The organism is Pseudomonas sp. B21-040, assembly GCF_024748695.1.
Taxonomy (GTDB): Bacteria; Pseudomonadota; Gammaproteobacteria; order Pseudomonadales; family Pseudomonadaceae; genus Aquipseudomonas.
Genome location: NZ_CP087176.1, coordinates 5001135 through 5020450, shown reverse-complemented (window position 1 = coordinate 5020450; position 19316 = coordinate 5001135). Strand labels below are relative to the sequence as shown.

General features: G+C 60.1%; 18 protein-coding genes and 1 pseudogene. 10 read left to right on the top strand and 9 right to left on the bottom strand.

Features of this window, described 5'->3' with window-relative positions:
• Position 1: 1 nt before the first annotated feature.
• On the bottom strand, positions 2–598 hold the full coding sequence (wrbA, locus tag LOY55_RS22990; protein ID WP_046031615.1) for an NAD(P)H:quinone oxidoreductase: 597 nt from the start codon (positions 596–598) through the stop codon (positions 2–4).
• Positions 595–948: an arsenate reductase (glutaredoxin) gene (gene arsC, locus LOY55_RS22985; RefSeq protein ID WP_223522237.1), complete on the bottom strand. Its 354-nt coding sequence runs from the start codon at positions 946–948 to the stop codon at positions 595–597. Before arsC ends, wrbA begins: the two co-directional genes overlap by 4 nt.
• A gap of 114 nt (positions 949–1062) precedes the next feature.
• Here arsC and LOY55_RS22980 point away from each other — a divergent pair, with 114 nt between their 5' ends.
• Positions 1063–1530 (top strand): TlpA disulfide reductase family protein, encoded by a 468-nt coding sequence (locus tag LOY55_RS22980; protein ID WP_077431469.1) that lies wholly within the window; start codon positions 1063–1065, stop codon positions 1528–1530.
• 219 nt (positions 1531–1749) lie between these two features.
• Here LOY55_RS22980 and LOY55_RS22975 read toward each other — a convergent pair whose 3' ends face one another.
• Entirely contained in the window at positions 1750–2154 is a 405-nt protein-coding gene (locus LOY55_RS22975) for an META domain-containing protein (RefSeq protein WP_046031618.1), read from the bottom strand.
• Positions 2154–2588: a hypothetical protein gene (locus LOY55_RS22970; protein ID WP_046031619.1), complete on the bottom strand. Its 435-nt coding sequence runs from the start codon at positions 2586–2588 to the stop codon at positions 2154–2156. The genes LOY55_RS22975 and LOY55_RS22970 overlap by 1 nt, the downstream gene beginning before the upstream one ends.
• A 134-nt stretch (positions 2589–2722) precedes the next feature.
• Here LOY55_RS22970 and LOY55_RS22965 point away from each other — a divergent pair, with 134 nt between their 5' ends.
• Entirely contained in the window at positions 2723–3136 is a 414-nt protein-coding gene (locus LOY55_RS22965; protein WP_046031620.1) for a hypothetical protein, read from the top strand.
• A gap of 5 nt (positions 3137–3141) precedes the next feature.
• Here the strand turns inward: LOY55_RS22965 and LOY55_RS22960 are convergent, their stop codons facing one another.
• Together LOY55_RS22960 and LOY55_RS22955 are read right to left on the bottom strand one after the other, a co-directional pair.
• Positions 3142–4131 carry a 2-hydroxyacid dehydrogenase gene (locus LOY55_RS22960; protein ID WP_223522238.1) on the bottom strand — a complete coding sequence of 330 codons (990 nt, stop codon included), beginning with the start codon at positions 4129–4131 and terminating at the stop codon, positions 3142–3144.
• A 204-nt stretch (positions 4132–4335) separates the two neighbouring features.
• The gene (locus tag LOY55_RS22955) at positions 4336–7089 is read right to left on the bottom strand and encodes a response regulator (RefSeq protein WP_223522239.1); all 2754 of its coding nucleotides are present in this window, start codon (positions 7087–7089) and stop codon (positions 4336–4338) included.
• Positions 7090–7303: 214 nt separating this feature from the next.
• On the opposite strand from LOY55_RS22955, the gene LOY55_RS22950 reads away from it, so the two are divergent.
• From LOY55_RS22950 to LOY55_RS22915, 8 genes and pseudogenes are all read left to right on the top strand, one after another.
• Positions 7304–8032, top strand: a complete 729-nt coding sequence (locus LOY55_RS22950; protein WP_258666872.1) for a response regulator transcription factor — start codon at positions 7304–7306, stop codon at positions 8030–8032.
• Positions 8019–9443: a sensor histidine kinase gene (locus LOY55_RS22945; RefSeq protein ID WP_046031624.1), complete on the top strand. Its 1425-nt coding sequence runs from the start codon at positions 8019–8021 to the stop codon at positions 9441–9443. Before LOY55_RS22950 ends, LOY55_RS22945 begins: the two co-directional genes overlap by 14 nt.
• Before the next feature lie 183 nt (positions 9444–9626).
• Positions 9627–10636, top strand: a pseudogene (locus LOY55_RS22940) (YhcG family protein).
• 108 nt (positions 10637–10744) lie between these two features.
• Entirely contained in the window at positions 10745–11647 is a 903-nt protein-coding gene (gene cysM, locus LOY55_RS22935; RefSeq protein WP_046031625.1) for a cysteine synthase CysM, read from the top strand.
• Positions 11647–12999, top strand: a complete 1353-nt coding sequence (rlmD, locus tag LOY55_RS22930; RefSeq protein WP_077431473.1) for a 23S rRNA (uracil(1939)-C(5))-methyltransferase RlmD — start codon at positions 11647–11649, stop codon at positions 12997–12999. The genes cysM and rlmD overlap by 1 nt, the downstream gene beginning before the upstream one ends.
• Positions 13000–13122: 123 nt before the next feature.
• The gene (relA, locus tag LOY55_RS22925; protein ID WP_109785178.1) at positions 13123–15366 is read left to right on the top strand and encodes a GTP diphosphokinase; all 2244 of its coding nucleotides are present in this window, start codon (positions 13123–13125) and stop codon (positions 15364–15366) included.
• Positions 15367–15480: 114 nt separating this feature from the next.
• Positions 15481–16314, top strand: a complete 834-nt coding sequence (mazG, locus tag LOY55_RS22920; protein ID WP_046031628.1) for a nucleoside triphosphate pyrophosphohydrolase — start codon at positions 15481–15483, stop codon at positions 16312–16314.
• Between the two features lie 28 nt (positions 16315–16342).
• Positions 16343–16885 (top strand): DUF2058 domain-containing protein, encoded by a 543-nt coding sequence (locus tag LOY55_RS22915; RefSeq protein WP_109785180.1) that lies wholly within the window; start codon positions 16343–16345, stop codon positions 16883–16885.
• A gap of 83 nt (positions 16886–16968) precedes the next feature.
• On the opposite strand, the gene LOY55_RS22910 is transcribed toward LOY55_RS22915, so the two are convergent.
• The 3 genes from LOY55_RS22910 to fabA form a co-directional block, all read right to left on the bottom strand.
• Positions 16969–17157 (bottom strand): hypothetical protein, encoded by a 189-nt coding sequence (locus LOY55_RS22910; protein ID WP_046031630.1) that lies wholly within the window; start codon positions 17155–17157, stop codon positions 16969–16971.
• Between the two features lie 405 nt (positions 17158–17562).
• Positions 17563–18783 (bottom strand): beta-ketoacyl-ACP synthase I, encoded by a 1221-nt coding sequence (gene fabB / locus LOY55_RS22905; RefSeq protein WP_046031631.1) that lies wholly within the window; start codon positions 18781–18783, stop codon positions 17563–17565.
• An 11-nt stretch (positions 18784–18794) separates the two neighbouring features.
• The gene (gene fabA, locus LOY55_RS22900) at positions 18795–19310 is read right to left on the bottom strand and encodes a 3-hydroxyacyl-[acyl-carrier-protein] dehydratase FabA (protein ID WP_003227150.1); all 516 of its coding nucleotides are present in this window, start codon (positions 19308–19310) and stop codon (positions 18795–18797) included.
• Positions 19311–19316: the final 6 nt, after the last annotated feature.

The window sequence follows — 19316 nt, the reverse complement described above, 5'->3', positions numbered from 1 at the left end:
GTCAGTTCCCCAGCTTTTGCGCAGTCTTCGCCAAGCGCAGGCCCAAGGCCCGGCACAGCGCGACTTCGTGTTCGTTCAAACCACTTTTGCCATCGGCCCCTGCGTGATGGCTGGCGCCGTAGGGCGTGCCGCCACCACGGGTTTCCAGCAAGGCCGACTCGCTGTAAGGCAGGCCGGTGATCAGCATGCCGTGGTGCAGCAGTGGCAACATCATCGACAGCAGAGTGGTTTCCTGGCCGCCGTGCAGGCTGGCAGTGGAGGTGAACACGCCAGCCGGTTTGCCCACCAGCGCACCGGTCAGCCACAGGTTGCTGGTGCCGTCGAGAAAGTACTTGAGCGGTGCCGCCATGTTGCCGAAACGGGTCGGGCTGCCCATGGCCAGGCCCGCGCAGTTCTTCAGGTCGTCGAGGCTGGCGTACAGCGCGCCCTCGTCCGGGATGTCTGGCGACACGGCTTCGCATTCAGTGGAAATCGCCGGCACGGTGCGCAGGCGCGCTTCCATACCGGACTGCTCGACGCCACGGGCAATCTGGCGGGCCATTTCATTGGTCGAGCCGCTGCGGCTGTAATACAGAACCAGAATGTACGGTGCACTCACGGCAGCAACTCCAGCACGTTCTCCGGTGGCCGGCCGATGATGGCTTTGTCGCCGACTTCGAGAATCGGTCGCTCCATGAGTTTCGGATGAGCCGCGATGGCCGCAATCACTTGTGCTTCGCTCAGGCTGGCGTCAGCGAGGTTCAGGGTCTTGTATTCGTCTTCGCCCGTGCGCAGCAATTGCCGGGCACTGATGCCCAGCTTGCCCAGCAGACTCTGGATTTGTACGGCGTCCAGCGGGGTTTCCAGGTAACGGACCACGGTCGGCGTCAGGCCACGAGCTTCGAGCAATTCGAGCGCACCGCGGGATTTCGAGCAGCGCGGGTTGTGATAAAGCGTCAGATCGGTCATGTGCGGGTCGCTTCTTGCGTAAGGTGGCGGCTATTCTAACTGGGCAGCGCGTAATCCAGAACCTTGCGAGGCGATGGGTCGCAGGCGCATTCAATTTTGAACAAGGATCACGACATGACAAGGCGACTGGCAGCGGCATTGGCGATTTTCGGGGCGTTGATGCTGGGGGGCTGCGGCAATGACTATGGTATTGACCAGGACGGTCACAAGGTTGCTGCCAATCGCCTGGATGGCAAATGGCTGGTGCTTAATTACTGGGCTGAATGGTGTGGCCCTTGCCGCACCGAGATTCCGCAGTTGAACGCCTTGGCCGATCAATTGAAGGACAAGAAGATCGGCGTGTTCGGGGTCAATTTCGACAACGTGCAGGGTGAAGAGCTGAAGAGCGCCAGCGAGAAACTGGGCATCAAGTTCACGGTACTGGCTTCAGACCCGGCCGATCTTTTTGAATTGCCGCGCAGTGAAGCCTTGCCGGTGACGTACATCATCGATAACAAAGGCAAGGTGCGTGAACAACTGATGGGCGAGCAGACCGCGGCGGGGGTGATGGCCAAGCTGGAGGCGTTGCAGGCGAAGAACTAGCCGTAACGCGATTTGTAGCAGCTGGCGCAGCCTGCGTCCGGCTGCGCAGCAGTCGTAAACCCTGAAAATGCAGTCGTTCTGTATGACCGCATAGCCTGATTTCACGGCAGCTTCGCAGCCAGACGCAGGCTGCGCCAGCTGCTACAGGGAGCTGCGTCGTCTTCAATCCTCACCTTGATAGTTCCCACGCAGAGCATGGGAGCGATCATCAGCGGGGGATCAACCCTCTTCGAGCCACAAACGCAGCGGCTTTCCTTCCGCCGGCCAGAAGCGCATCTGGTCGATCGGTGAAATATCCCAGCGTTGCACACCTTCCAACGCCTCCAGGAAGCGCTTTTCCTGCTCCATGAGCGCGGGTGCGCAGAGTTTGCGGGTGCTGCCGATTTTGCCGAAGGTCAGATTGTCGCCATCCAGGGTATACGGCGCGAACCAATGGTTGCAGCCGCCATTGCCATAGGCCCGACCGTCGTCACCCAGGGTGATGGTCAGGTGGCTGTAGTCGATCAACGGACGATCGCCGATCCATTCCAGAATGTAGCTACGATTTTGTTGCAGTTGCACCGGCTCGGCGGCGCAGCCCAGCAGGCTGGCACCGACCATAGTGGTCAGAGCGAGGCGTTTCATCACACAGGCTCCTGGCATTTCGGGCACAGGTGTTTGTCGCTAACGGTGGCCCAGCCCAATTCGGCAATCCGCGCGGTGGCAGCGGGCTTTTCAGCCTTGTTGCCGAGCTTGGCGTCGACCGCGAACTCGAAGCTCAGTGCCTTGGCGCAACTGTCGCAATTGACTTCCCACGTGTGGATCCCCAACTCGCCGAACACCGGACCACTGCTCACCGCGACCCATTGGCCCGGCGGGTTGATCAAGTGACGAACGGTTTCGACGGTCAGGCGCATGGACAAGTCCTTGCTGCCTTTAAGGGTGACTACCAGCACATCGCCAATCCGGATCGAGCCGCCGTTGCCGGTGACTTGATAACGCCCCGGCACCAGGGCGCGGCATTCGGTAAGGGTGTGTTGCGGGCTCATCAGGGTGTAGCGGAAATCGTGTTCGACCATGGGTCCTCCAAATATGCGCGGTATGCTATCACGGGCCTGCACGCAGCATGGCGCGGGTAGATGACCTTCGATCAGGTTCAAATGACCTGCCGACTCATGGCACACTGCCGCTTTTGCATCTCTAAGGAACGGACATGGCGTTAATCGAATGTTATGAGTGCAAGCAGAGCATCAGCTCCACGGCGCCTGCTTGCATTCATTGCGGTGCACCCGCGGCAACGGTGCAAGCGGCCACTTCGACGGCAACGCCTGTGCAGGCGCCTCTTTCGTTCGGGCGTTTACCGACGGACGAGAAAGTGGCCCGGGTGACCCCGGCCGCGTTCGGGCGTAAGCGCAAAACCGCGGTCGAAGCCGACGTTCAGTCGCCGGCATCCGCACCGACACCGGCACTCGATGGGACACGTCCGGTAGAGCTGTGGCTGAAACTGATGATTTTCTTTCTGCCGCCGTTTTTTGTCTGGTTCCTGCTGCGCCGCGGGCATTCCCTCGGGCAGCGCCTGCTGGGTTTTGGCTGGTTGGCGTTGATGATCCTGTTGTCGAAGGCCTGACCCGGTCAGCCCTCGACCCGATTCTGCGGCGCACCGGCAGCCCAGGCTGCGATGTTCTGCAGGGTCGTCGCGGCAATCGCGCCCAGGGCTTCACGGGTCAGGAAGGCCTGGTGCGCGGTGATGATCACGTTCGGAAAGGTCAGCAGCCGCGCCAGCACATCATCCTGCAACGGCAGGTCCGAGCGATCCTCGAAAAACAGCTGCGCCTCTTCTTCATACACATCCAGCCCCAGATAGCCCAATTGGCCGTCCTTTAACGCGTCAATCAGCGCCGGCGTGTCCACCAGGCCACCACGCCCGGTGTTGATCAGCATCGCGCCGGGTTGCATGTGTGCCAGTGACTCGCGATTGATCAAGTGTTTGCTCTGCTCGTTGAGTGGGCAATGCAGGCTGATGATCTGCGACTCGGCCAGCAGCTGCGGCAAACTCAGATAACGCGCGCCCAGGGCTTCGACTTGCGGGTTGGGGTAGGGGTCATAGGCCAGCAACTGGCAGCCGAAACCATTCATGATCTTGGCGAACGTCGCGCCGATCTGCCCGGTGCCGACCACGCCGACGGTCTTGCCCACCAGATCGAAGCCGGTCAGCCCGTGCAGGCTGAAGTCGCCTTCGCGGGTGCGGTTGTAGGCTCGGTGCAAGCGGCGGTTGAGGGCCAGGATCAGCGCCACTGCGTGTTCGGCCACGGCGTGTGGGGAGTAGGCCGGGACACGCACGATCGTAAGGCCCAGACGTTTGGCCGCAGGCAGATCGACATGGTTGTAACCGGCCGAACGCAGAGCGATCAGGCGCGTACCGCCCGCGGCAAGACGTTCAAGCACCGGGGCGCTGAGGTCGTCATTGATGAAGGCGCAGACCACCTCGTGCGCGTCTGCCAGCGCTACGGTATCCAGGCTCAGCCGCGCTGATTGAAAGTGCAGCTCGATTCCGGCGGGCAGGTCGGCGCCCAGAAAGCTGTCACGGTCGTAAGTCTGGCTGCTGAAAAGTATCGTGCGCATGCAATCCTCCATTTAATTCATGCTGTATGTAGCAGCTGGCGAAGCCTGCGTCCGGCGGCGCAGCCGTCGTAAATCCGGTAAACGCGGTTTCCCTGAACGAGCGCAGTGCCTGATTTTACGACGGCTTCGCCGCCGGACGCAGCCTTCGGCAGCTGCTACACGGGCCAGCTTAGCGCCGATGGTGATCGGCGCCATTGCGCTGTGTCAGGCATTGATCCGGGCGTGAGCGGCGAGACGATTGATCGCTCGTTCGAGCTCCTCCAATGCGCCGGGTGCTTTCGGGTCCTGTTGCTTGAGCAGTGTTTCACTGCGCTGGCAGGCGGCGCGCAGTTGCGGGACGCCACAGTAACGGGTGGCCCCGTGCAAGCGATGGACGCGCTCGATCAAAGCAGTCTGGTCGTTGCTGTCCCGGGCCATGCGAATGGCCTCGCGGTCGGCTTCTAGCGAGGCCAGCAACATCGCGAGCATGTCCGCCGCCAGATCCGCCTTACCCGCCGCCAGGCGCAAACCTTCTTCGGGGTCGAGTACCTGCAAGTCATGCGCGCTGCCGTGGCTGTCGCTGGAACGTTCCGGCCCGTGGTTGCGCAATGCCAGGCCTGTCCACTTCAGCACCACTTGCGCCAGTTGCCGCTCGCTGATGGGCTTGGTCAGGTAATCGTCCATGCCGCTTTGCAGCAGCGCACGTTTTTCATTGGCCATGGCGTGAGCGGTGAGGGCCACGATCGGCAGCGGTGTGCAATGCCGTTCACTTTCCCACTGACGAATCGCTTCGGTACTTTGGCGTCCGTCCATGCCGGGCATTTGCACGTCCATCAACACCAGGTCGAAGGTTTCGGTCTGCACGGACTTGACCGCCGCGTAACCGCTGTCCACGGCCAATACCTTGGCGCCCATGTCTTCGAGCAGGGTTTGCACCAACAGCAGGTTGGCCGGGTTGTCGTCGACGCACAGCACCTTCGGCGCACGACTCGACACCGGTTCGCCGGGTTCGCTGCGCTGCTGGCGCGGGTTGACCAGATCGGACAAGGCGCGACGCAGTTTGCGGGTGCAGGCCGGTTTGGCCTGCAACTGGCTGTGCGGGTTGGGGACCGAGAGATGAAACAACGTCTGCTCGGTGGTCGGGCACAGCACCAGGACTTTGCAGCCCAGGTGTTCGAGGTCCCAGATGTGCTGGTTCAGTCGCTCCGGTGGCATGTCGTTGCTGGTGATGCCAAGTACCGCCAGGTCGATGGCCTGATCGGTCTGGTGCGCGCCGGTCACGCCATTGGCCAGGTTTTCCAGGGTATTGAACGGCGTTACGCTCAGGCCGCAGTCTTCCAGTTGGTGCTGCAATGCCTGCCGGGCCAGTTCATGGTTTTCCAGCACTGCCACCCGACGCCCGAGCAGGGGCGCGGCAGGCAGATCTTCGGCGTCATCGCGAGTCTTGGGCAGGCTCAGGCTGATCCAGAATTCCGAACCTTCACCCGGTGTGCTGTCGACGCCAATTTCGCCACCCATCTGTTCGATCAGTCGCTTGGAAATTACCAACCCCAGGCCCGTGCCGCCGGGTTGCCGGGACAACGAGTTATCGGCCTGGCTGAAGGCCTGGAACAGTGCGCGCACGTCCTGGTTCGACAGACCGATGCCGGTGTCCTGAATGCTGATGCGCAGTTGCACGCTGTCTTCATGCTCTTCTTCAAGCATGGCGCGGGCCACGATGGTGCCTTCGCGGGTGAACTTGATCGCGTTGCTCACCAGGTTAGTGAGGATCTGTTTGAGTCGCAGCGGATCGCCGACCAGCGACAGCGGCGTGTCGCGATACACCAGGCTCACCAGTTCCAGCTGTTTGGCATGGGCCGCCGGGGCGAGAATGGTCAGGGTGTCCTGGAGCAGGTCGCGCAGGTTGAACGGAATATTGTCGAGCACCAGTTTGCCGGCCTCGATTTTCGAGAAGTCGAGGATTTCGTTGATGATCCCCAACAGGCTGTCGGCGGATTTTTCGATGGTGCCCAGGTAGTCGAGCTGGCGCGGCGTCAGTTCGCTTTTTTGCAGCAAGTGCGTGAAGCCGAGAATGCCGTTGAGCGGCGTGCGGATTTCATGGCTCATGTTGGCCAGGAACTCGGATTTGATCCGGCTCGCTTCCAGGGCTTCCTTGCGCGCCAGGTCCAGCTCGATGTTCTGGATCTCGATGGTTTCCAGATTCTGGCGCACGTCTTCGGTGGCCTGGTCGACGCTGTGCTGCAATTCTTCCTGAGCGTTTTGCAATGTGCCGGCCATGCGGTTGATGCCGGAGGCCAGTTCATCCAGTTCCTGGCTGCCGAGCGGCGGCAGGCGGGTTTCCAGATGCCCGTCCTTGAGTTGCGCCACCGCCAGTTTGATCTGGCTGATCGGCCGGTTGATGGTCCGGCCCATCCGCAGGGCCAGCAGCGCCGCGCCGGCCAGGCCTGCGGCAATCATCAGCAGGCTGGCGAACAGGCTGCGGTAGCCGCGTAACAACATGCCGTTGTGGGATAACTCGATTTCGACCCAGCCCAGCAGGCGATCGGCTTCTTCGGGGATCAAGTCGCCGGCCAGGTTGCGGTGTTTGCCGAACACCGGCAGCAAGTAGCGCGTCGCATCATTGCCGCTGCGGCGCAGCATCTGCGAACCGTTGCCCAGCGGTGCGCTGTTGAGCATGGTCGGGCCGGCATGGGCGAGCGACGTGCGGTCGGGGGCGAGGAACGTCACTGCGCGCACGTCCGCGGTTTCCAGCGCCTGGGTGGCAATGCGCTCCAGCAGTTCACTGTCCTTGTGACTCATGGCCGGAGCCACCAGGGGCGCCAGTTGTTCGGCAATCATTTCGCCGCGCTGCAACAGTTGGGTTTGCAGGTCGGATTGCTGCATCCAGGTGAAATAGCCGCCCAGGACCAATGCCATCAGAGTGGTTGGCAACAGGGTCAGCAACAGCACGCGGCCTTTAATTCCCAGTTTCGTGAGCACGCATCTCTCCTGCATCCAGCGATTGATTGACCTGCGTGTACGTCCGGTACGCGCCACCCGGGCAGTGTAGCGATTTGCAGGCAGGCAATCTTCGTAAAATTGATGTCGTCATTCGTCGGCTGGCGGGCGGCTTTTGCCTCAAAGGCAAACCTTGGGTTGCCCATCGATGGGCAATCTTGAATAATCATCAACTGAGAATTATTTGCAGATACTCATGACTCCCATCTCTATCGGCCACCCCCGAATCCTTTCCATCGAAGACGACCTGGTGCTCGGGGCGTATGTGCATGAGCATTTGGGCCGTTGCGGCTTTCAGGTGACCTGGTGCCAGAACGGCCAGGAAGGTCTGGCCATCGCGCGTCAGCAGGCCTTCGATGTGGTGTTGATGGATATTCTGTTGCCGGGCCTCGACGGGCTCAATGTATTGACGCAGTTACGCCAGAGCCACTCCACGCCTGTGGTGCTGATGTCCGCGCTGGGCGCCGAAGAGGATCGTATCAGCGGTTTTCGCCTGGGTGCCGATGATTACTTGCCGAAACCCTTCAGCATGGCCGAATTGCGTGTGCGCATCGAAGCGATCCTGCGCCGGGTGGCGCTCGACCGTCGACCTCCACCGGTGCCGTCAGCGGTTGACAGCGAGACGGGCGGCCTGCGTTTTGACGATGAGCTGTGCGAAGTTTTTCATGGCAAACACGCCGCCGGCCTCACCCGCAGCGAGTATCGATTGCTGGAAACGCTTAACCGCAGCGGTGATGAAGTACTGAGCAAAGCCTTCCTTTATCAACACGTACTGCAACGCGGCTACGCGGCCCATGACCGCAGTCTCGACATGCACGTCAGCCAGATTCGCCGCAAGCTCAAAGGTATCGGCTACACCGCGCGCGAAGTGCGAACGGTGTGGGGCAAAGGCTACGTATTGAGTGCGGCCGATGAAGTGGTCTGACCTGCCGGGGCGGCACTCACTGTTCTGGAAACTGGCGTGTTTGCTGGTGGCGTTCTGTTTGCTGATGATCTGGCTGAGCTGGTCGTGGGGCCGGTACATGGAGCAGCGCAACCAGTTTCTGTCCGATGAGGCCCGACGCACCCTGGCGGGCTATGCCGTCGAGGCTGAACAGGCGTGGCGCCAGGGACAAAGTGACGGCGTCGATCGTTGGCTGCAGGGGATGCAGGAACGCGAAAAGGGCTGGGTTGGTGTCATTGGCGGTGATTTGCAGACATTGAGCAATCAGCCACTGACGGGCAAGGAAATCGAGCGTCTGACCTTTCTGCGTGGCCTCGATTGGCCTATTCACAAGCAAGGCCGACCTTGGCTGCGCATACCGTTTCCCAGTGATCCAAGCGTCGGCAATCTGGTGATCGAACTGCCCCAGCGGTTCTTGCCCGGGCGTTACAGGACCTTCTGGCGCGTGATTACCAACGGGGTGATTCCAGGGCTGTTTACCTTGCTGCTGTGTGTCGGCCTGTATCGACTGCTGGTGGTGCCGTTGAACAGTCTGCGTGAACAGGCCAACGCCTGGCGCGCCGACCAGTTGAATGTGCGCTTGTCGAGCAGCACCACCAATCGTTCGGATGAACTCGGTGAGCTGGGCAGGGCCTTCGATCACATGTCCGAGCGCCTGCAAAGCACGGTGGCCCTGCAGCAACAATTGTTGCGCGACCTCTCCCACGAACTGCGCACGCCGCTGAGCCGCTTGCGGGTGGCCAGCGAAAGCGAGCAGGAGCTGACAGCGTTGCGTGAGCGCATTGGCCGGGAAGTCGATGGCATGCAGCGTCTGGTGGAAGACACGTTGCAACTGGCCTGGCTCGACACCGAGCGATCACCGCTGCCCGATGAGGCGATCCAGATTCAGGCTCTGTGGGAAATGCTCACGGAAAACGCCTGCTACGAAAGCGGTTGGCCGGTCAGTCAATTGCGCTGCACGGTGGACTCGACCTGCTGGGTTCGCGGCAACCTCAACACCCTGGCGCAGGCACTTGAAAACATCCTGCGCAATGCTATTCGTCATTCGTCCGAGGGCGGCGTTGTAAGTCTCGGTGGGCAGCGCGATGGCGATTTCTGGCATGTGTGGCTGGAAGATCAGGGCGGTGGGGTGGCCGAGGCGGATCTTGAACGGATCTTTTCGCCGTTTACTCGGCTAGACGGTTCGCGACCGGGGGATGGCGGGTTTGGCTTGGGATTGAGCATTGCCAGGAATGCGGTGCAGCGTCAGGGCGGGCAGCTTTGGGCCGAAAACACCGGGGTTGGGTTGCGACTAAATATGCGGTTGGTGGCTGAAATTGATGGTGTGAGTGATGACGCCATCGCGAGCAAGCTCGCTCCTACAGTACAGGTGTGTCGCCCACAAAGGGTGTGATCACCCCGATCCCCATGTAGGAGTGAGCCTGCTCGCGATGAGGCCCTCCCAGCCACCAAGAAGCTGGTTTTTCCGGAGCGTTCCCGTTCTTTTGTACGACCTTTCCTAAAGGGTATTGCCGACACCTACTGCCTGACTTAACGCAATAGACTCGCGTTTTTTCTCGGCCTCAAGGAGTTCGGCATTAATCCATCCAGCGTCCCCGACGACCGCTTCAATGAAGTGCTTGCACTGATTCAAAGTGCCAAACAGCAGGCGATGCAGGCGGTGAACACCCAGCTGATCGAACTGTATTGGCAGGTCGGTGCTTACATCAGTCGCAAGCTCGAAAAAGCCGAATGGGGCGATTCTGTGGTCGGTCAGTTGGCGGAACATCTGGCTCAGACTCAACCTGGGTTGCGCGGATTTACCCGGTCGAATTTGTTCCGCATGCGCCAATTCTATGAGATTTATTGTACGGAGGAGAAAGTCGCACCACTGGTGCGACAATTGTCCTGGTCGCACAACCTGATCATTTTCGGCCAGAGCAAACGCTCGGAAGAGCGGGAGTTTTACGTCCGTCTGTCGGTTCAAGAAAAATAGTCGAAGCGCGAACTGGAGCGTCAGTTCAAAGCAGCACTGTTCGAGCGAAGCGTGACCCAACCAGCAAAAACCTCAGCGATGCTGAGACAAACCCACCCGGCAGCACTTGAGATATTCCGTGATGGCTACATGCTCGAGTTTCTCGACCTGCCCGGTGGCCATGCCGAGACCGATCTGCAAAAAGGGTTACTGGCGCGCCTAAAAGAATTCCTGAGCGAGCTCGGTCGCGACTTCTGCTTTGTCGGTTCCGAGTATCCGCTGCAAGTGGGTGGGTGTGATTTGCATTGGATCTGCTGTTCTTCCACCGTGGCCTTAATTGTCTTGTAGCCATTGAGCTGAAGGTCGGTCGTTTTAAGCCGGAGTACCTGGGCAAGCTGGACTTCTATCTGGAAGCGCTGGACCGCAATGTACGCAAGCCCCACGAAAATCCGGCCATTGGTGTGTTGCTGTGTGCCAGCAAGGATGACGAAGTGGTGGAGTACGCCCTGAACCGCAGCCTCTCAGCAGTATTGATCGCCGAATATCAAGTCCAGCTTCCAGACAAGCAATTGTTGCAGGCCAAGTTGCATGAGTTCTATGCGTTGAATGTCGCGCATGAAGAGCAATGCTGAGGCAGCCGCTTATTCCCATAAGCCATAAGCACCGCACTTTGCGTGATATGGCCTGCGAACGTTTGCCGGTATGATAGGCGCCCCCGCAGTCTGGATTGCGAATACGCCATGACCTTGCAGTACCCAACCATCGCCGATTGCGTCGGCAACACTCCGCTGGTCCGTTTGCAGCGCCTGCCCGGCGTCACCAGCAATACCCTTTTGCTCAAGCTCGAAGGGAATAACCCGGCGGGTTCGGTCAAGGACCGTCCGGCGCTGTCGATGATCACCCGCGCCGAGTTGCGCGGGCAGATCCACGCCGGCGATACGTTGATCGAAGCGACTTCGGGTAACACCGGGATTGCGTTGGCCATGGCCGCCGCGATCAAGGGTTACAAGATGATCCTGATCATGCCGGATAACTCCAGCGCCGAACGTAAAGCCGCGATGACGGCTTATGGCGCCGAACTGATCCTGGTCACCCAGGAAGAAGGTATGGAAGGCGCCCGCGATCTCGCTCAGCGGATGGAAGCCGAAGGCCGTGGCAAGGTGCTGGACCAGTTCGCCAACGGTGACAATCCGCAAGCGCACTACACCACCACCGGCCCGGAAATCTGGCGTCAGACCGAGGGCACCATCACCCATTTCGTCAGTTCGATGGGCACCACCGGCACCATCATGGGTGTCTCGCGCTACTTGAAAGAGCAGAGCGAGAGCGTGCAAATCATCGGCCTGCAACCGATGGAAGGCTCGGCGATCCCGGGTATCCGCCGCTGGCCGCAAGAATACCTGCCGAAGATTTATCAGGCTGATCGCGTAGACCGCATCGTCGACATGGCGCAAAGCGAAGCCGAAGACGTGACCCGTCGTCTGGCCCGCGAAGAAGGCATTTTCTGTGGCGTGTCCTCGGGCGGTGCAGTGGCAGCGATGTTGCGACTGTCCAAAGAAGTTGAAAACGCGGTGATCGTCGCGATCATCTGCGACCGTGGCGACCGTTACTTGTCGACCGGCATTTTCGACGCGCCCAACTGATGGCCAAGCACGAGAGAGGCCTGCGCTTCCAACCCACGGGCGGCAGCAAGGCCCCACAAATCCCGACCGGCAAAAAGCAGCGCTTGACCATCGAACGCCTGGCCAATGACGGTCGCGGTATCGCATTTTTCGAAGGTCGCACCTGGTTCGTCATCGGCGCATTGGCCGGTGAAGACGTCGAGGCGCGGGTGTTGGGTGCCCACGGCAAAGTGGTCGAGGCGCGCACCGAACGCGTGTTCCAGGCCAGTGAACTGCGACGTCCGGCGCCGTGCCCGCATGCCGGTCGTTGCGGCGGTTGCAGCGTGCAACATCTGCCACACAACGAACAATTGGCCCTGAAACAGCGCATGCTCGCCGAGCAGCTGTCGAAGGTCGCCGGTGTCGAACCGCAAGAATGGGCGGCGCCGTTGAGTGGCCCGGAATTCGGTTACCGCCGTCGCGCCCGGGTTGCAGTGCGCTGGGACATGAAGGCGAAAAAGCTCGAGGTGGGTTTCCGCGCGGCGGGCAGTCAGGACATCGTCGCGATTAACGAATGTTCAGTGCTGGTTCAGCCATTACAGCCGATCATGACCCGCTTACCGGAAATGCTGCGTCGCTTGAGCAAGCCTCAGGCGCTGGGGCATGTGGAATTGTTCAGCGGCTCGTCGCTGGCGGTCTTGCTGCGGCACATGGCGCCGTTGTCTGACGCTGACCTGACGATCCTCAAGGATTTCTGCGCGTTCCACGAAGCGCAGTTGTGGCTGCACGGTGACGGCGAGCCGCAACCGGTCGATGCCGATCAGTCGCTGGGTTATCGTCTGGCGTCGTGGGATCTGGATCTGGCGTACCGGCCGGGAGATTTCATCCAGGTCAACGCCGGCGTCAACGAAGCGATGATCGCCCAGGCGCTGGAATGGCTGAAGCCGCAACCGGATGAACGCGTTCTCGACCTGTTCTGCGGGTTGGGCAATTTTGCATTGCCGCTGGCCAAAGCCGTTCGCGAAGTGGTGGCGGTCGAAGGTGTGCAGACGATGGTCGAGCGTGCTGCCGCGAACGCCGCTAGCAATAATCTGAATAACGCGAAGTTTTTTCAGGCCGATTTATCCCAGCCTTTGGCTGATGCCGAATGGGCCCGCGAAGGCTTTTGTGCGGTACTCTTGGACCCACCGCGTGACGGTGCTTTCGAGGTGGTGCGCAAGCTCAAGACCTTGGGCGCCGAGCGATTGGTGTATGTGTCGTGCAACCCGGCAACGCTGGCGCGCGACACGGTTGAGTTGATCAAGCAGGGCTACCGGTTAAAACGTGCCGGGATTCTCGATATGTTTCCTCAAACGGCACATGTCGAGGCCATGGCGTTATTTGAAGCGAGCTAGGATGGCTCGTCTGGTCCGACTGGCCCGCCCGAGCAGCGCTCGCATGAGCCCCGTGAGCGCAATCGGGCAACGAAGGTCAGCGATTTGACGCATTGAATCTGCGTCGTAGGGAAGGTAAGCAAGATGGTACAGGTGAGAGCACACCAGCCGATCAACACAGACGGCAGTATCAATCTCGAGGCTTGGCTCGATCATGCGGTCAGTGTCGATCCGGCACTGGATCGCGAAGCCTTGAAGGAGGCGTGCGAGTTCGCTCGCATGTCGGAACAACAGGCCAATGCGGCGAAGAATCTCTGGTCCGAAGGGACCTCGAGTTTCCGCACGGGCCTTGAGATCGCCGAGATTCTCGCCGACCTCAAACTCGATCAGGATTCACTGGTCGCCGCGATCTTGTACCGTGGCGTGCGCGAAGGCCAGATCGAGTTGCCTGCCATCAGCCAGCGCTTCGGCCCGGTGGTGGCCAAGCTGATCGATGGCGTGCAGCGCATGGCGGCGATCAGCGACAGCCTGAGCCCACGCAAATCCCTGGTGCTGGGCACTCAGGGCCAGGTCGAAAACCTGCGCAAAATGCTGGTTGCCATGGTCGATGACGTACGCGTCGCACTGATCAAGCTGGCTGAACGCACCTGCGCGATTCGTGCGGTGAAAACCGCCGACGACGAAAAGCGCAATCGCGTCGCCCGCGAAGTCTTCGACATCTATGCGCCACTCGCGCACCGTCTCGGTATCGGTCACATCAAGTGGGAACTGGAGGATTTGTCCTTCCGTTACCTTGAGCCTGACCAGTACAAGCAGATCGCCAAGCTGTTGCATGAGCGACGTCTGGATCGCGAACGCTTCATCAGCGACGTGATGACCCAACTCAAAAACGAATTGCAGGCCACCGGCGTCGATGCCGACATCAGCGGCCGGGCCAAACACATCTATTCGATCTGGCGCAAAATGCAGCGCAAGGGTCTGGAGTTCAGCCAGATCTACGACGTGCGCGCCGTTCGCGTGCTGGTGCCGGAAATGCGCGATTGCTACACCGCGCTCGGCATCGTCCACACCTTGTGGCGGCACATCCCGAAAGAATTCGACGACTACATCGCCAACCCGAAAGAGAACGGCTATCGCTCGCTGCACACGGCGGTGATCGGGCCTGAGGGCAAGGTGCTGGAAGTGCAGATCCGCACCCACGCCATGCACGAGGAAGCCGAGCTGGGCGTGTGCGCGCACTGGCGCTACAAGGGCACCGACGTCAAATCCGGTTCGAACCACTACGAAGAGAAAATCTCCTGGCTGCGTCAGGTCCTCGAGTGGCATGAAGAGCTGGGCGATATCGGTGGCCTGGCAGAACAGCTGCGGGTCGATATCGAGCCGGACCGGGTCTACATCTTCACCCCCGACGGTCACGCCATCGACTTGCCCAAAGGCGCGACACCGCTGGACTTCGCGTACCGGGTGCACACCGAGATCGGCCACAACTGCCGTGGCGCGAAGATCAACGGGCGCATCGTGCCGCTCAACTACAGCCTGCAAACCGGTGAACAGGTCGAGATCATCACCAGCAAGCACGGCACGCCGAGCCGCGACTGGCTGAACCCGAACCTGGGCTACATCACCACCTCGCGGGCACGGGCGAAGATTGTCCACTGGTTCAAATTACAGGCCCGCGATCAGAACGTTGCGGCCGGTAAAACCCTGCTTGAGCGCGAACTCAATCGCCTCGGCCTGCCAGCCGTAGATTTCGACAAGCTGGCCGACAAGGCCAACATGAAGACGGCCGAGGACATGTTCGCGGCGTTGGGCGCCGGTGATTTGCGCCTGGCGCAACTGGTGAACCTGGCGCAGCAACTGGTCGAGCCGGAACGCGGCAACGAGCAGTTGGAGCTGATCCCCCGCAAGGCCACCGGCTACAAGCCAGGCAAGCGCGGCGACATCCAGATCCAGGGTGTCGGCAACCTGATGACGCAAATGGCCGGCTGCTGCCAGCCATTGCCGGGCGATGCCATCGTCGGTTACATCACCCAGGGTCGTGGCGTGAGCATTCACCGTCAAGACTGTGCCTCGGTGCTGCAACTGGGCGGGCGCGAGCCAGAGCGGATCATCCAGGTCAGTTGGGGGCCGGTGCCGGTGCTCACTTACCCGGTGGACATCATCATCCGCGCCTACGACCGCTCCGGGTTGCTGCGTGACGTGTCGCAGGTGCTGCTCAACGAGCGGATCAACGTGCTGGCGGTCAACACCCGCTCGAACAAAGAGGACAACACCGCGTTGATGTCCCTGACCATCGAGATTCCGGGACTGGATGCGCTGGGGCGGTTACTGGGGCGGATTTCCCAGTTGCCGAACATCATCGAAACCCGCCGTAACCGGACGCCGTGAAACCGATCCCTGTAGGAGCCGAGCTTGCTCGCGATGGCGATTTACCTGATGTACCGCTATCGCGAGCAAGCTCGGCTCCTACGGGTTTTGCGATTCAGATGCAGAGAATGATTGATGTATTCACTTGAAGACTTGCTGCACTTGATGAACCGGCTGCGCGACCCGCAGTTCGGTTGCCCGTGGGACATCAAGCAGACCTACGAAACGATCGTCCCGCACACCCTTGAGGAAGCCTACGAAGTCGCTGACGCCATTGAGCGCGGTGACTTCGATCACTTGCAGGGTGAGCTGGGGGATTTGCTGTTCCAGGTGGTTTATTACAGCCAACTGGCGCGCGAAGAAGGGCGCTTTGAATTCGCCGGCGTGGTCGACAGCATTACCCGCAAGCTGATCCGTCGTCACCCTCATGTGTTTCCTACCGGTGATCTGTATGCGCCGGTGGACATACCGCGACTGAGTGAAGAGCAGGTCAAGCAGCGCTGGGAAGAGATCAAGGCCGAAGAGCGCGCCGAGAAGTCAGCGGCACCGTTGCAATTGTCGTTGCTCGACGATGTACCGGCCGCGCTGCCGGCATTGTCGCGCTCGGCGAAACTGCAGAAGCGCGCCGGGCAGGTCGGTTTCGACTGGCCAGACGCGTTGCCGGTGCTGGACAAGGTCCGCGAAGAGCTCGATGAAGTGCTCGAAGCGATGGCCGACAATGACTCGGCAGCGATTGCCGATGAGGTTGGTGACCTGTTGTTTTCGGTGGTCAATCTGGCGCGTCATCTCAAGGTCGATCCGGAAACCGCACTGCGTGGCGCCAACGGCAAATTCGAAAGACGCTTCCGTTTTATCGAACAGGCATTGCGCGACACCCACCGTCCCATAGAAGATTGCACCCTCGAAGAGTTGGACGCCCTGTGGGGCGAAGCCAAACGTCAGGAAAAGAATTTGACCAGCTGCGGTTGAGCAGTTGCCTAAGTGAGAAACAAGCACCATGAGCATTTCCCTTCGCGACCAGTTACTCAAAGCAGGGCTGGTCAACCAGAAGCAGGCCAAGCAGGTCAGCAAAGACAAGCAGAAACAGCAGCGCCTGGCCCACAAGGGCCAGATTGAACTCGATGATTCCCAGCAGCGTGCAGCGCAGGAAGCCATGGCCGAGAAGGTCAAGCGCGACCAGGAGCTGAACCGCCAGCAACAGGAAAAGGTCGAGGCCAAGGCTCGCGCCGCTCAGGTCAAGCAATTGATCGAAGTCTCGCGTCTGCCAAAGCTGACCACCGAGGACTACTACAACTTCGTCGACGACAAGAAGGTCAAGCGCATCTGCGTCAATACGCTGATGCGCAACAAGCTCAGCAACGGATCGCTGGCCATCGTGCACCATGCTGGCGGTTACGAAGTGATCCCGCGTGAAGCGGCACTGAAGATTCAGGAGCGCGATCCACAGCGTATCGTGCAGATGAACGTGAAGACTGAAGAAGTGGCGGCCGAGGACGATCCGTACGCGGCCTATCAGATCCCGGATGATCTGATGTGGTAAGCCGTTAAGGGCTTCATCAACGACAAACCCCGCTCATGGCGGGGTTTGTCGTTTTCAATGCTGTAGTTGCTCAGGCGCAGCGGTCAGGCGGATAGCAGCGCTCTTTGCTGTTCCAGTGTTTCGAGTTCCGCTTTGTAGTTATGCGCGTCAGTCTCGGAGTGAAACATCCCCACCAGCATGTCTTGTTGGTGGACATCCCAAATGCGGATACCGGCGGCTACACCCTCATGGGATTTATGTGAATCGTCGCGTTCAGTTACTTTTACAGTCATCTGCTAGCTCCAATCTCAATTACCTGCACCAAGGCATGTGCAGGCCTCTGTTATATGAGTTGTTAGCTTGCTAAGTAAACTGACGGATCTGGAAACAGACTTTTGCAGATTTGAATAAAATCCTGCAGCCCTTTAAGTGCGCGACATTCGGTCGCAGGCCCGTTGGTTTCATGACAAAAGCTTCATGTTCGACGGGCTCTTTGTAGCAGCTGGCGAAGCCTGCGTTCGGCTGCGCAGCAGTCGTGAATCAGGCAATGCGGTGTGCCAGGAAGACTGGATGCTCAGGTTTACGACTGCTGCGTAGCCGAACGCAGGCTTCGCCAGCTGCTACAGGGGATATTTCAGGCACAAAAAAAACGCCCCGAACCAGTCGGGGCGTTTTTCAATACAGCGAAACGGCGGGTATTACTTACCAGCCCAGCGCTTGAGTACCAGCGTGGCGTTGGTGCCACCGAAACCGAAGCTGTTGCTCATCACGGTGTCGATGGTGGCGTTTTCGCGAGTCTTGGTCAGGATTGGCATGTCTGCCACTTCTGGGTCCAGCTCGTCGATGTTGGCGGAGCCTGCCATGAAGTTGCCTTCCATCATCAGCATGCAGTAGATCGCTTCGTGAACGCCGGCGGCGCCCAGGGAGTGACCCGACAGGCTTTTGGTGGAGCTGATGGCCGGAGCCTTGTCGCCGAACAGTTCGCGCACACCTTTCATTTCCATGACGTCGCCGACCGGAGTCGAAGTGCCGTGGGTGTTCAGGTAGTCGATCGGTGCGTCAACGGTGGACATGGCCATCTGCATGCAGCGGATGGCGCCTTCGCCGCTTGGGGCGACCATGTCGTAGCCGTCGGAGGTCGCGCCGTAGCCAACGATTTCCGCGTAGATCTTCGCGCCGCGCGCCAGAGCGTGTTCCAGCTCTTCGACCACGACCATGCCGCCACCGCCAGCAATGACGAAACCGTCACGCTTGGCGTCGTAGGCACGGGAAGCTTTTTCCGGGGTTTCGTTGTACTGGCTGGACAGTGCGCCCATGGCGTCGAACAGGAACGACTGGCTCCAGTGTTCTTCTTCACCGCCGCCAGCGAATACGATGTCCTGCTTGCCCATCTGGATCTGTTCCATGGCGGTACCGATGCAGTGAGCACTGGTGGCGCAGGCAGAAGCGATGGAGTAGTTCAGGCCCTTGATCTTGAACGGGGTGGCCAGGCAAGCGGAAACGGTGCTGCTCATGGTCCGCGTTACGCGGTATGGGCCAACGCGCTTCACGCCTTTCTCGCGCAGGATGTCCAGCGCTTCCATCTGGTTCAGCGTGGAGGCACCACCGGAACCGGCGATCAGGCCGGTACGCGGGTTGGAAACTTGTTCGTCGCTCAGACCGGAGTCAGCGATGGCGTCTTTCATGGCCAGGTAGGCGTAAGCCGCCGCGTGGCCGACGAAGCGATAGATCTTGCGATCGATCAGCTCTTCGAGGGGAAGGTCAATGGAGCCGGAAACCTGGCTACGCAGACCCATTTCGGCATATTCCGGGTTGAACCGGATGCCAGGGCGGCTTGCACGCAGGTTAGCGGAGACGGTCTCTTTGTCATTGCCCAGGCACGAAACGATGCCCAGACCAGTGATAACGACGCGGCGCATGCGAATAACCCTTAGAAGTTGTCAGTGGAGGTAAACACGCCGACCCGAAGGCCTTCGGCGGTATAGATTTCGCGACCGTCGACAGTGACCGAACCGTCGGCGATGGCCAGGTTCAGCTTGCCCTTCAGGACGCGCTTGATATGAATGTTATAGGTGACTTTCTTGGCGGTCGGCAGGACCTGGCCAAAGAATTTCACTTCGCCCGAACCCAGCGCACGGCCACGGCCCGGCAGACCTTGCCAGCCAAGGAAGAAGCCGACCAGTTGCCACATGGCGTCGAGGCCCAGGCAGCCCGGCATCACCGGATCGCCTTCGAAGTGGCAGGCGAAGAACCACAGGTCCGGATTGATATCCAGCTCGGCGACCAATTCACCTTTGCCGTACTTGCCACCTTCTTCGCTGATCAGGGTGATGCGATCAACCATCAGCATGTTCGGGGCGGGCAGTTGCGCGTTACCTGGGCCGAACAGCTCACCGCGACTGCAGCGCAGCAGGTCTTCCCGGGTAAAGGCGTTTTGTTTGGTCATGCGAGC